This window comes from Alcaligenes sp. NLF5-7 (assembly GCF_024266725.1).
Taxonomy (GTDB): domain Bacteria; phylum Pseudomonadota; class Gammaproteobacteria; order Burkholderiales; family Burkholderiaceae_B; genus Alcaligenes; species Alcaligenes phenolicus.
The window spans coordinates 2,578,593-2,592,497 of sequence record NZ_CP100755.1 but is presented as its reverse complement, the minus strand read 5'-3'; the positions used below and the strand labels follow the sequence as shown (position 1 = coordinate 2,592,497).

Genomic DNA, 13,905 nt, shown 5'->3' with positions numbered 1-13,905 from the left:
CGCAACTACTATAAAGAGAAAATCAAGGGCTTAATAATCAGTGTAAACCCTATATTAAATAAGATTAGACCGAATTTCGAACGGCTTCCCAAGAGGGCTTTGATTGATACCTCAAGGGAGTAGTAGAATCTATTTACTCGATAAATTAAAGTGTATACACTTAATTTAAGCATATCAATACCGAGCTGATAAAAGCACCGCACACGCTGTCCGACAACAAGGTGCGATCTACCAAAGGCGAAACCCATGAACCCTTGTACTCGCCCGCATACTTTGCGGGTCAATCAAGAGACCCACATCATCGAGGTGGAACCCGATACGCCGCTGCTTTATGTATTGCGTAACGACCTGGAACTGAATGGCCCCAAATTCGGCTGTGGCCTGGGTGAATGTGGCGCCTGTACGGTGCTGGTCGATGGTGTGGCCGCCCGCTCCTGTGTTGTGCCTGTCAGCCTGGTAGAAAACCGTCAGATCACTACCTTGGAAGGCTTGGCCCGGAACGGCCAGCCTAATGATGTTCAGCAGGCATTTATTGACTGCCAGGCCGCACAATGCGGCTATTGCCTCAATGGCATGGTCATGACTGTGCAGGCCCTGCTGGAACGCAATCCGCAAGCCACCGAAGAGCAAATTCGGGACGAGCTGCGCTATAACCTGTGCCGTTGCGGCACACACGTAGAAATCATGCAAGCCGCTGTACGCGTCGCAAAGGCCCGGCAATGAGTCATTCAGTACAAGACCTTTCCCGAGCGTTATGGCCGGAACTGCCTGCTGGCACCAGCCTGCTGCATGGCGCTGTTGTACGCCCTCCTTACTGGTCCTACGAAAACGGGCAGTATCTGGGTGCTGAATTACAGACAGTAAACCAACAGGCCGCCCTGCAAGTGCCTGGTGTCGTGGCCTGTGTGCGTATGGGCAATTTTCTGGGTGTGCTGGCGGTGCAAGCCGAGCAGGCTCAGCAAGGCGCTGCTTTGCTGGATGCACGTTGGGCTACGCCCGTAGCGGCAAACCAGGCTGCGCTTCCAGCGAATGAGGATGTTGCTGCTACGCTTAGCACCCCCGATCAAAGCTATGAATGGCAATCTGCCGCCGAGCATCAGGAAACTGCCTGGGCCCGTGCCTGTTATCACGACAAACAGCTTTATGTTTGGGCGCATACGCAGCGCCCCGCGGCCCTGCTGATTGAGCTGCAAGCCTTGAGCGGCCTGCCCAGCGAACAGATCCATTTGCAGGATATTGCCGGTAATCAGGCCGATGCTTACGACTGTGCCATGGATGCGGCAGTCATGGCCTTTGGGCGCCCCCAGGCCGTACAAGTTCGTGCCAGCCACAGTGCAGACACCATTCGCCTGAGTGTCTTTAAAGGCACTGCAGAGCAAAACGACCTGAATGCCCATTTGCGGGCCACCCGCTGGCAACTGAACACCTTGTCCGGTGCACGCCCTTCTCTGGCGGCCATTCTTTGCGGTCAGCCAGGTTTGCCCAGCAGCGGCCCGGCCGTAAAAAACGATTACTTCTCCGCCCCTACACCTAACTATGATGGCGCAGCCGCCAGCAGCGACCCCGACAGCCTGGCCCAGGCCACGATCTTTGCTCAAGAGTCGCAGTTCGATCAAGACTGCCACAGCCTGGGACTGGATCCCTTGGCGGCACGACTGGAACAAGTCAGTAGTCCCCAAGGTCGAGATCTGCTGCAACGGGTTGCCGAACAGTCGGACTGGTCCGAACCCTTGCCCGCCCATCAAGGCCCTTTACGCAAGGGTCGCGGGCTGGCCTACAGCCATATTGTTGAACACGTCCCCGGGCAAGCTGCACGCGAGCAGTGGTCCGCCTGGGCTGTCGATGTCAGCGTCGATACCCGCCAAGGCACACTCAGCATAGACAAGCTGACCATTGGCCACGACAGCACCGAACTGGGCAATGCCGAGCAGGCCCCAGAGTCTGCACCCGCCTTGGCCGACCGACTAGGCCGTTGGGCACAGCAACTGCTAAACAACGGCGTGGGCAAAGGTGACGAAGGTAGCAGCGACCGTCCCGTCAGGGGAACAGCCGACAAGCCAGCCGTTCAACTGGTCAAACGGGAGTCTGCCGTAGGCCAGCCTTTGGCCTGGAATCAGGGCGTGGAACTGCCTGCTGCTGCCGCCATTGCCAATGCAATTTTCAATGCCAGTGGCATACGCCTGACCAGTGCGCCCTTTAGCGAACAGTCTTTGGCACTGGGCTATCAGGCCGATAAGACAGGCAGCAGCAAAAAACGCAAAGCCTGGTGGGGTGCCTTGGCCGCGGTCGCCACCGGCACAGTCTTGAGTGCCCTGCCCTGGCGACCTGCCATTGCACCGGTCGGCCAGGTGGATACCTCCATCTTTTCAGAGCTTGCCATCGAACGCGGCCGCCTGGTTGCGATTGCGGGCGACTGCATGGTCTGCCACACTGCTGAAGGCGGCACACCCAATGCGGGCGGTCTGGGTTTGGATACGCCGTTTGGCACGATCTATACCACCAACATCACCCCGGACAAAGAAACCGGCATAGGCAGCTGGAGCTACAAAGCCTTTGAACGTGCCATGCGCGAAGGTATTCATCAGGACGGTCGCCACCTGTACCCGGCCTTCCCTTACACGGCCTTTGCCAAGATCAGCGATGAGGACATGCAGTCCCTCTATGCCTACTTGATGACGCAAGAGCCGGTGAAATCCGAAGTGCCTGAAACCAAACTGCCCTTCCCCATGAATATGCGGCCTTTGGTAGCGGGCTGGAACCTGCTGTTTCACCGTGATCCGAATGCCTACGTGCCGGACCCCACGCAAACCGTGCAATGGAATCGGGGCGCGTATCTGGTTAACAGCAGCGGACACTGTGCGGCCTGCCATAGCCCGCGCAATATGCTGGGTGCCGAGAAAGGGGGTGAAGCGAATTTCCTGGCCGGTGGTTTTGCGGACAACTGGGAAGCGCCTGCACTCAATAGCTTGTCCAAAGCCCCCATCCCCTGGACAGAGCAGGAGCTATACCAGTACTTGCGTACCGGCTATTCGCCCCGTCATGGCGTGGCAGCAGGACCAATGGGACCGGTCGTGGCGGGTTTGGCAGAACTGCCTGAATCCGATGTCCGCGCCATGGCGCATTATCTAAGCAGCCTGAACCCGGTCGAGAGCGAACAAGAACAAACGCACGCCGCCCAGGCCGCGCTTTTGGAGCAGAACAGCCGCAGCAATAAGGAAGTGATGTTGATGCCGGGTGAAAACCTGTTCAACGGCGCTTGTGCTGTCTGTCACGACCCGCGCGGTGGGCCGGTGCTATTTGGTGCCCGCCCGTCCCTGGCCTTGAACAGCAATCTGCACAGCGAGCATCCGGACAATACGATTCAGGTATTGATGCACGGCATTACCCGTCCGGCACAGCCTGCTCTGGGCTCCATGCCCGGTTTCAAGAACAGCATGAATGACGAGCAGATGGAAGATTTGCTGAACTATATGCGAGCGCGTTTTGCTCCGGACAAACCGGCCTGGACAGGACTGAAAGACAAGATTGCGACCATCAGGGAACAGAAGGGACACTTGTAGACGGGGGGTGTCCGCAGAGAGTGTTTGGACGCGCGGCAAACGAAACAAAGGCGGCTTCAAGTTTTCACTTGGCCGCCTCTGTTTTATGGTGCATCGCCTTCAGACTTGGCCCAGGCCAAGCCCAAGATCCCAGCCTGGCCCGGACTCAAAACCCATCAGCCGGAAAAACCACCAGCCTCCAGGAACTTCTGCTCCTCCGCAGTCGTAGTACGCCCCAGGATCGAATTACGGTGCGGGAAGCGCCCAAAGCGCTCCACCACATCCAGATGCTCCTCAGCGTGGTCCAGCCAGGGACGGCCAATTTCCTGATTCAGACGCACGGCCTCTTGCTGATCGGCCAGGTTCTCTGCATGGGAATACGGCAAGTAGCAAAACACCCGACGCTCCACCGGAATCTGTTTATCCAGCCCCTTGGCCACCATTTCCTTGGCAATCGCCAACCCCTTCTCATCGGTCGCATACATGCGCGTGGTATTGCGAAAAGAGTTGCGCGGAAACTGATCCAGCAGAATCAGCAAGGCATAGGCTCCTTCTGCCGTCTGTGCCCAATCATCCAGCTCGCCCTTGGCCGCACGTTCGTGCCAATCCAAAAACCGTTCGCGAAATTCCCGGTCAAAGTCATCGGACTTGCGAAACCATTTCTCTGGCCCTGATTCAATCCAGAAATCAATCACTGCCTGAGGATTGGCACTTGCATCTGCCATGGTGTTCTCCTGAAGCCGGTCTGGCCTCCATTACTGGGAGGCCCAAAGTTAGACGGACAGGTAAGTGCGCCGCACTTGCTCGTTGGCACTTAATTCCTGCATGGCGCCACTGTACCGTATTTGCCCCTTTTCCAGCACATAAGCCCGATCCGACACCAGCTCGGCAAAATGCAAATTCTGCTCGGACAGCAAGATGCTGACTCCGGCCTGCTTCAGCTCCAGAATCATGTGCACCATCTGCTCCACAATCACGGGAGCCACGCCCTCGGATGGTTCATCCAGCAAGACCAGATAAGGATTGCCCATCAAGGTGCGCGCGACGGTCAGCATTTGTTGCTCGCCCCCGCTCATCTGCCCACCGGGCCTGTCCTGCATTTGACCCAGATTCGGAAACAGGCTGTACAAGCGCTCGGGCTGCCAGTGCGGAGCTGCTGTACCATCGGGCCAGCGCCGTGCTGGCTGACGTCCCACTTCCAGATTTTCCGTGACGCTCAGGTCGGTAAAGATACGCCGGTCTTCGGGCACAAAGCCCAAACCTGCGCGTGCGATTTCAAAGGGCTGCTTGTCGTGAATGGCCTGGCCCATGAATTCAATGTGACCGTCGCAGCGCTCCATCAAACCCATAATGGATTTCAAGGTAGTGGACTTGCCCGCGCCGTTACGCCCCATCAAGGCGACCACTTCACCACGTTGCACAGTCAGTGACAGGTCAAACAAGATATGCGCGGCACCGTACCAGGCATTCAAGCCATCCACACTTAGCAAAGGCTGCTTGTCGGCCACGCCTGTGGCAACTCGCTCAGAACCGGCTACTAAATCTTGCGTCATGCTGGCTCCTTATTCTCGAATGTTTTGCCTGTGCCAAAGTACACCTCCTGCACCTTGGGATGCTGACGAATATAGTCTGCACCCCCTTCTGCCACCAGCCGACCACGGGCCAGCACCAACATGCGGTCCGAGTGCTCGAACACCACGTCCATGCTGTGCTCGGTAAACAGCACACCCATATTGCGTTCGATCACCAGTTTTTTGGTCAGGCGCATCAGCTCATTACGCTCTTTGGGTGCCATGCCTGCCGTGGGTTCGTCCATCAGCAAAAGACGGGGGTCGTTGGCCAACGCAATCGCCAGCTCCACCCGCTTCACGTCCCCGTAAGCCAGCTCGCTGCAAGGCCGTTCGGCCTGCGCCAGCATGCCTACTTGATCGAGCAAATCCAGCGCACGAGCCCGTTCGAACTGAGCCGCCCGACGCCAGAAGGAAAACAGTTTTTTCTGATGAGCCAGCAAGGCCATCTGCACGTTTTCCACCACCGTCAGGGACGCAAAAGTTGCGGCAATCTGAAAGGTACGGCCCACCCCCAAGGCAGCAATCTTGCGCGGGGCCAGCCCTACCAGTTCCTGATCGCCCAAACGCACTGACCCGGCTGTAGGCGTCAATTGCCCGCCCACCATATTGAAGGTGGTGGTTTTGCCAGCCCCATTGGGGCCGATCAGGGCCAGGAACTCTCCGGCCTGCACATCAAACTCGATACCGTCTACGGCCAGATTGCCGCCAAACGCTTTTTTAAGACCTCGTACTTGCAGCAAACTCATGACGATGCCTCCGGTGCTACGCGGCGATGTGCCCAGCGTTTGAAAAAGCCGGCAATACCCTGCGGGAAAGCCAGAACCAGCAGCAGAATCACGCCACCAAACAAGGCGCGCCAATACTGTGTAATGCCCAGGAAGAAGTCCTGCAGCAACGTGAATACGGCTGCACCCACCACTGGCCCAACCAGAGTTTGCAAACCACCCAGCAAGACCATGACCAAGCCATCCACGGACTTGTTCACTGCAATCACTTCAGGCGAGACGCTACCTTTGGAAAACACGAACAAGGCACCGGCCAGACCGGCAAACGTACCTGCCAGAATAAAGGTCAGCCACTGCACGCGCTTGACGGGGATACCAATGGCCTCGGCCCGCAAGGCCGAGTCCCGGCTGGCACGCATGGCGTAACCAAAGGGGGAGAACAAGATGCGACGCAACAGGAAGGCCGCTGCCACCACCAGCAGCAAGGCAAAGTAATAGTAGCGATCACCCGACAGCCACTCCGCAGGCCAGATACCGACCACGCCATTGGAGCCACCCGTAAAGCTGTCCCACTGATACACAATCGACCAGATAATCTGTGCGAAAGCCAAAGTCAGCATGGCCAAGTAAACACCGGACAGACGCACGCAGAACCAGCCAAAGATCAGCGCACCCAAGCCTGCGACAGCTGGAGCCAGTACCAGGGACCAGCCCATGGACAAGGCCGCCGCTTTGAACAACAGAGCAGCCGCATAAGCGCCTAGACCAAAGTAAGCAGCATGACCAAAGGAGTTCATGCCCCCTGGCCCCATCATGAAATGCAGGCTCAAGGAGAACAGGGACAAAACCAGAATATCCAGAGCCAGCACGGGCGCATACGGGAACCAGTCGCTCATCAAAGGCAAGGCCGCCATCACACCCAGAACCACCAGCACCATGACCTGGAACGCTCCACTACCAGCACGAAGAGGCGCTTCGATAGGGGCCGAGTTACGGCTGACGGCTTGAGCACGTCCAAACAAGCCCCAAGGCCGGAACACCAGCACCACGGCCATGAAGATGAATTCCACCACCAGCGTCAACTTCGGAAAGGCAAAGTCCACACCAAAGAAGGTGACCGTGCCCAGCGCAATACACAGGGCCTTCAATTCAGCGACGATCAGCGCAGCCACGTAAGCACCGGGGATGGAGCCCATGCCGCCGACCACCACAATCACAAAGGCATCCCCAATCACGCTCAGGTCCAGCAGCAGATTGGCGGGCTGACGCGGCAATTGCACGGCACCACCCAAACCGGCCAGGAAAGCGCCCAAGGCAAACACACCCGTAAACAGCCAGGCCTGATTCACGCCCAACGCACCCAGCATCTGTCTGTCGTGGGTCGCGGCGCGCACCAGCACCCCCCATCGGGTACGGGTCAGCAAGAGCCACAGCAAGCCCAGCACTACCGGACCGATCACGATCAGCACCAGGTCATAGATCGGGAAGAAGCGCCCTGCAATGGAAATAGAACCGCTCAAACCCGGAGCCAGCGGCCCCAGCAGATCTTCCGGCCCCCACACGGCCAAAGCGCCATCATTAATCACCAGCACCAGGGCAAAAGTGGCCAATAACTGGAACAGCTCGGGCGCTTTATAAATACGCCGCAGCAGCACGATCTCCAGCAAGGCTCCCAAAGCGCCGACCAGCAAGGCCGCCACAATCAAGCCTACCCAGAACCCCAGCGCCGAGCCCCCCATGAACTGCACGGTGGAGTACGCCATGTAGATGCCCAGCATATACAGGGAACCGTGTGCAAAGTTGACGATGCGTGTCACCCCGAAGATCAGGGACAAACCCGCCGCCACCAGGAACAAAGACGATGCCTCGGCCAGCCCGTTAAGGAACTGCACCCATAAACCCGATAAGGCCATTACTGCCTCGCGTCAGAAGTGGCGCACCAGACGGTGCGCCGATCTACGAAATACTGCGTTCCTGGAATTATTGATTGGCCGCGGCAGGACGCCACTGGCTGACTTGCTCATCCGTAGGCTGTACATCTTTGCCATCGGCATAACGAATATTGGTCATGATGCCCTTGCCGTCTTGTTTGGCCAGCACACCCACATACGCCCCCTGCGTGGATTGCTGATCTTGCGTACGGTAAGTGATGGGGCCGAAAGGCGTGACCACATCCAGACCACGGAAGGCTTTGATCATGGCTTCCGTGTCGGTAGAACCGGCTTTTTCAATACCGGCGGCAATCGACACAATGGTGCTGTAGCCAATAATCGTGCCCAGGCGTGGGTGCTCTTTGTACTTGTCCCGATAGGCTTTCAGGAAGGCATTGTGCTCGGGCGTGTCGATGGCGTACCAGGGGTAGCCCGTCACAATCCAGCCTTCCGGCGTTTCTTCACCCAAGGGATCCAGGTACTCCGGCTCGCCAGTCAACATGCTGACTACCGGCAAGGCAGGGCTGAAGAACTGGCGCTGATTACCGGCACGGACCAAACGAGCCAGGTCGGACGCAAACAGTACGTTAAAGACCGCATCAGGCTTGGCTTCGGACAAGGCCTGCACCACGGCACCGGCATCGACCTTGCCCAGCGGGGTAGCCTGTTCAGCCACAAATTCAATATCGGGCTGGGCTTCTTTCATCAAGGTCTTGAAAGTGGCCACGGCGGACTGTCCATACTCGTAGTTGGGATACACAATCGCCCAGCGCTTCTTGTTCAGCTTGACGGCTTCGGGCACCAGCATGGCTACCTGCATATAGGTAGAGTTCCGCAGGCGGAAGGTGTAGCGGTTGCCATCGGCCCAGACGATCTTGTCGGTCAACGGCTCGCTGGCCAGAAAGAATACTTTTTTGTGTTTGGCAAAGTCGGTAATGGCCAGACCGATATTGGACAGGAAGGTCCCGGTCAGCACATCCACTTTTTCACGCGAGATCAATTCCTCGGCCGCACGTACCGCATCGCCGGGATTGGAGTTGTCATCCTTGATGATCAATTGCAGCTGCTTGCCGTGAATTCCCCCGGCCTGATTGATCTGCTCAACCGCCAGCTCCATCCCGTTTCGATAGGGCCCCAAAAACGCGGGCTGGGATTTATAGCTGTTCAGCTCCCCGATCTTGATCACCCCCTCGGCGGCAGCGGTGGCCCCCAAGGTTTGCAACATTATCGTTCCTGCCAGTGCTACCCCTGCAAATGTCTTGTTCATTGTCTTCTCCGTGGGCTTGTGAGGCGAAACACGACTCAGCAACTTGTCTTGTTTTAGTGATTTAAAGTGTACACATGGTATTTTTTGGAGTAAATCGGCCAAGACCTAGGGATATACCCTTGAACACTTTAAGCATAAAACACAACAAGCCAAGCAAAAAGCCGTTACAGCAAGGAGATCAAGAAGAAATGAGCAGAAAAAGTAGATAGCCTGAAACGAAGATAACTACCGATATACAGTGACTACACTTAATAAGCCCAAGGATTAAAACGCAACCACCCCGCCTGGTTCCTGCACGCGCCGAATCATGGTTTTCATAAACTGCTCCATCATATCCGGCAAAGGGGAAGCAAACGGCTAAAAACGCTAGAAAGGCTTATGAGCTACTGCTCTGGAGTCACCGCGCCAAAGTGGCAATCAGCCACTGCGAGTCTCGTGAACTTTCTGCCCCGCAGAGGGTAAATCGTATAACTGAGGGGTGCGCGTTGGGTTGAAGTCCTGCCATTGGCCATCACTCCAATTGCCGTTGGCCCATTCAATCGCGTAGCCCCCATTGCGCTGCAACTCACGCACCAGTACCGCTTCCTCGGCCGACCCCAGACGCGCCGCCAACATGACACCCGAAACGCGATTTAAAGGCTCTTTTTCAGGCTTATGGCCACCCAGCTTCACGATCCCGCCCACCATGGCGCCGATGTAAGCCCCCAAGGCCGCAAAGGCAAGCAACAACAGCTGAGGCCAGCTTGTCATGCTCAATAACCACCAGCCCAGGGCGATCCCCAAGACGGCCCCTAGAACGACACCCAGGATGGCACCCAAACCACCTCCTCGGGCAGCCTTGTCCAAAGTTCTGTCACCTCCAATCGGATACTGCGCATGCTGACCTCCTGGTTTAAGGTAGAAAATCTGCAGATCCTGACTTTCCAAGCCCAGCCCCTGCAGGACTCGCGCAGCTTGTTGGGCCTGATCAAACGTATCGAATTCCGCCGCAATAATGCGTTCCATAACAAGGCTCCCCAATAAATGTGCTCAACAAAGAACCAGCAAGTTTCGTTCCCAAACCCCGCTTCTACTGGGGAAATCCTCTAGAAGGTTTCACCTGGAAATATCAATGCCTAAAGAATTTTGACGTTATATTCTCAAGAGATAAAAAAACGTAGCCTTCCAGGCTATTCTTTTGGAGACAAGATTTTGACTTTTCCCCGTCGCTTTCCATCCCGACTGACTCTTGGCGTGTTGACCACCAGCGTCTTGCTGGCCGCCTGCGCCAGCGCCCCCTTAAGTGAGCGCAGCGTCACCATCAAGCGCGACAGCTACGGCACTCCTCATATCTATGCCGACAGCACTTATGGCCTGTTCTATGGCTATGCCTATGCCGTGGCTACAGACCGTCTATACCAGATGGAAATTGCCAAGCGCTCTGGCTGGGGAACCGTGGCAGAAGTTCTGGGACCGGACTTCCTGGAGCTGGATAAAGTCACTCACAACAATATCGATCCGGACTCTATCCGCAAACAATTGGCCGCTCTGTCCAAAGAGGACCGCGCCATGTTCGAGGGCTATGCCGCTGGTTTCACCCAACGCGTTCGCGAGGTGAAAGCCCAGCGCGACACCTTGATGCCCAAGGAGTTTCTGGACAAAGGGTTTGAGCCTTCTGAGTGGCAGCCTGAAGACATTGCCATGGTCTGGGTGGGCCTGATTCTGAACCGCTTCTTTGCTGGCACGGCCGAAGTGACCAACCTGAGTCTGCTGGAAACCCTGAAAGCAGACCAGGGCGCGGAACGTGGCGAACAGCTTTACAAACAACTACGCTGGCTGAACGACCCGACTGCCCCCACCATTATTCCGCAGCCTGACGCCAAGGCAGCGCTGGCCGATTTGCCTACGCATTTGCAGGCTCTGTCCGCACAAGCGGCGCAGGACTACCTGCACAAGCAAGCCGTGGCCTTGGGCCCCACCGTGGCCGCAGGCACACCTACTGCCAGCAATGCCTGGTTGCTGGGCCCCGAAAAGACAAGCCACGGTCATGCCGTGCTGTACAACGGCCCGCAACAAGGCTGGTACACCCCGTCCATTACCTATAGCGTCGGCCTGCACGGTGCCGGCTACGACCTGACCGGCAGCACGGCCGTTGCCCTGCCCGCTATTTTGTTCGGCACCAATGGCCAGATTGCCTGGGGCTCCACCGTGGGTTCGCTGGACACCAATGACGTCTACCAATTGCGCTTGAAAGACGGTGACCCGCATAGTTACTGGTACAACAATGCCTGGCGCCCCATGGAGCACAAGCAGGTACGCATCAAGGTGCGTGGTCAGGACGATGTGACGCAGGACGTTTACCGCGCAGCTCAAGGTTATGTCAGCAGTTGGGACAAAAAAAACAACACCGCCTACGCCAACCGTCGCACCTGGGAAGGCCGGGAAATTGAAACCTTGCTGGGCTGGGCCCATGCGGCCAAGGCCAAGAACTGGGATCAATTCATGGCTCAGGCCTCGCGCGTCAGCGCTTCCATTACCTGGTTCTATGCCGACACCCAGAACAATATCGGTGCAGCAGCCCTGGGCCTCCTGCCCAAGCGCCCAGCCAATCAGGCGATCCAGTTCCCTGCAGCGGGCGACGGCAGTATGGAATGGCAAGGCTTCCTGAGCTTTGATCACAACCCCAAAGTGCTGAACCCGCAGCAAGGCTATATCGCCAGCTGGAATAACAAGGCTTACGGTGCCTTGCTGGCAGACAACTCCAACTTCTCCTATGTGGACCGTGTGCAGGAACTGCTGGCACCGCTACAGGCCAAGCAGCGCCTGAGTGACGAAGAAATCTGGGGCATTGACTCCCTGGGTGCCCGCTCTGATCTGAATGCGCGCTACTTCGCCCCCATCATCCAGGAAGCTGCCAAGCTGCCACGTGCCAGTGCCCTGGCCCGTCAGGCTGCCGAACAACTGAAAGGCTGGGACTACAAGCTGCACGTGGCCAGCAATGGCAAACAGTACGAAGGCAGCGCCCCAGCCGTGATGCAGGCCTGGATGCAAGCCGCAGTGCCCGTATTCCTGAAAGGTCGTTTGCCTGACAGCGTCTACAACACCTACACACAAAGCCTGTACCCGGCCATGGATGATCCGCGCAGTGCCCAGCCCGCTGCGGCCGCCAAGCTGATCTGGAATGCCATTCAGGGCCCGGCTGCTGGTGTGCCACAAACAATTGATTTCCTGCAAGGTCGCCCGGCCCAGGAACTGGTGCTGGACGCACTGGAGCAAGCTGCTGCCTCGCTACAGAAATCACAGGGTGCACAAGCCCAGCAATGGCGTGCTCCAGCCGTATCCATGCTGTTCGCCGCACGCAATGCGATTGGGGTGCCTTGGTCTGACCCTGCACACGAGCGCCGCATCATGCCTTATCTGAACACCGGCAGCGCCCGATTCCAGTATGTGCTGGACCCCACCGGCGTGCGCATGTGCTCGGTTATGGCTCCCGGTCAAAGCGGTTTCATCAATCCTGAAGGCGAAGCCAGCGCCCATCACTCGGATCAGCTGGAGATGTTTGCTGCCTTCAAGTGCAAGAGCGATGCCATCAGCGCTCAGGACATCGACAAGGCCAGCCAGGATAGCCAAACCCTGCGCTACTAAGCCGTCAATAGAAAACGGGGCCTGGAGCGGTACACGCTCCAGGCCCCGTTTCCTTGTGCTTCACCCGGCAGGCTTAATCCCTCGCTACCACCTGGTTACGACCAGCGCGCTTGGCTTGATACAAGCGCTGGTCAGCCTGCATCAGGACATCCTCAATCACCTGACCGGGCTGACACACCGCCAAACCCATACTGGCCGTAATCTGAAAAGCCTCGCGGTCGTGGTTATAAAAGGTTTGTGCCTGTACCTGGCTCAAAAGCAGATCGGCAAAACTCAAGGCCTGTGCATCACTACGTCCGGCCAGAATCAGCACAAACTCCTCGCCACCATAACGGGCCGCCAGATCATCCGGCCCCAGCTGCGCCTTGAATAAAGAGGCAGTACGCGTCAGCACGTCATCCCCTACCGAGTGACCGTGGGTATCGTTGATCTGCTTGAAATGATCCAGATCCACCATCAGCACATGCAGCCTTTCACGCACTGGTCCCTGTCCCAGCTGACGGCTAATCGCGCCCCGGTTCAACAAGCCGGTCAAGGTATCGTGTGTGGCTTGCCGATATAAACGCAGCAAAAGCCCCAGGTGAAAATAATTGGCTGTTAAAGCGACGACCAGCAAGGCTGTCAAAAGCCAAAGATCCTGTAAACCTTTCATGCTTAGCCAGGTTCCCGAACTGACACTGGCCAAAACCTGCAAAGCAATTAACGCGCCCCCCACCAAGGCTGATTCCAGCAAAGTGAAAGGAAAAATGCTTAAGGTGGCCACCAGCAGGAAAGGAATAAAGCCATACCCCAGTACAACGTACTGGCCGGCCCCGGACAGGGTCAGCAGCATATAAGCGTAAAAAGAGGCCGGCAAAATAAAGACCAGGCCGCTTAAAACATAAATGCGGGTAATGCGTTGGTGGCCATTGAAAGCCAGCCATACGCACAAGATCAATCCCCCCAGGCTTAAAACCCGTATCGCCATCAAATGCGCGGGCCAGCTGGGCAAGACCAGCCAGTCCATCAAAGTCCAAAGGGGGGTCAGCAAAGCAAATAACAAGCCGACCAGAATGACACGGCTGCGCAAATACTCCATTCGGGCATGAATGAAGTCACGAGAATGATATTTCCCGCTCAGTGTGTCGCGCACCGAGCTAATACTGATCGCTTGCAAGTTTTTCCAGCCTTCCAGAATTGTTCCCATCAATCAATTCGCTAAGAAGAAACAAAGTAACATAACGGCAATTTTTAGTTACATGAGTTTGA

Annotated in this window: 10 protein-coding genes; 3 read left to right on the top strand and 7 right to left on the bottom strand. The window is 56.8% G+C overall.

Annotation, left to right across the window (positions count from 1 at the left end; all coding sequences use genetic code 11):
• The first annotated feature begins 246 nt into the window (after positions 1–246).
• Together MID00_RS11880 and MID00_RS11875 are read left to right on the top strand one after the other, a co-directional pair.
• Positions 247–723, top strand: a complete 477-nt coding sequence (locus MID00_RS11880) for a (2Fe-2S)-binding protein (RefSeq protein ID WP_035273699.1) — start codon at positions 247–249, stop codon at positions 721–723.
• Positions 720–3,560, top strand: coding sequence for a c-type cytochrome (locus tag MID00_RS11875; RefSeq protein ID WP_254498873.1), 2,841 nt, complete (start codon positions 720–722; stop codon positions 3,558–3,560). Before MID00_RS11880 ends, MID00_RS11875 begins: the two co-directional genes overlap by 4 nt.
• A 155-nt stretch (positions 3,561–3,715) precedes the next feature.
• Here MID00_RS11875 and MID00_RS11870 read toward each other — a convergent pair whose 3' ends face one another.
• The 6 genes from MID00_RS11870 to MID00_RS11845 form a co-directional block, all read right to left on the bottom strand.
• Positions 3,716–4,264, bottom strand: a complete 549-nt coding sequence (locus tag MID00_RS11870; protein WP_254498872.1) for a DUF924 family protein — start codon at positions 4,262–4,264, stop codon at positions 3,716–3,718.
• 48 nt (positions 4,265–4,312) lie between these two features.
• Positions 4,313–5,092 (bottom strand): ABC transporter ATP-binding protein, encoded by a 780-nt coding sequence (locus MID00_RS11865; protein ID WP_226349801.1) that lies wholly within the window; start codon positions 5,090–5,092, stop codon positions 4,313–4,315.
• On the bottom strand, positions 5,089–5,856 hold the full coding sequence (locus tag MID00_RS11860) for an ABC transporter ATP-binding protein (RefSeq protein ID WP_254498871.1): 768 nt from the start codon (positions 5,854–5,856) through the stop codon (positions 5,089–5,091). The genes MID00_RS11865 and MID00_RS11860 overlap by 4 nt, the downstream gene beginning before the upstream one ends.
• Entirely contained in the window at positions 5,853–7,748 is a 1,896-nt protein-coding gene (locus MID00_RS11855) for an ABC transporter permease (protein ID WP_254498870.1), read from the bottom strand. Before MID00_RS11855 ends, MID00_RS11860 begins: the two co-directional genes overlap by 4 nt.
• A gap of 67 nt (positions 7,749–7,815) precedes the next feature.
• Positions 7,816–9,033, bottom strand: a complete 1,218-nt coding sequence (locus tag MID00_RS11850) for an ABC transporter substrate-binding protein (RefSeq protein ID WP_254498869.1) — start codon at positions 9,031–9,033, stop codon at positions 7,816–7,818.
• 417 nt (positions 9,034–9,450) lie between these two features.
• Entirely contained in the window at positions 9,451–10,038 is a 588-nt protein-coding gene (locus MID00_RS11845; protein ID WP_009464005.1) for a hypothetical protein, read from the bottom strand.
• Positions 10,039–10,224: 186 nt separating this feature from the next.
• Between MID00_RS11845 and MID00_RS11840 the strand changes: the two genes are divergently transcribed.
• Positions 10,225–12,657, top strand: a complete 2,433-nt coding sequence (locus MID00_RS11840; protein WP_254498868.1) for a penicillin acylase family protein — start codon at positions 10,225–10,227, stop codon at positions 12,655–12,657.
• A 73-nt stretch (positions 12,658–12,730) separates the two neighbouring features.
• On the opposite strand, the gene MID00_RS11835 is transcribed toward MID00_RS11840, so the two are convergent.
• Complete coding sequence (locus MID00_RS11835) at positions 12,731–13,843, bottom strand: diguanylate cyclase (RefSeq protein ID WP_252605448.1); 1,113 nt, start codon at positions 13,841–13,843, stop codon at positions 12,731–12,733.
• Positions 13,844–13,905 lie beyond the last annotated feature (62 nt).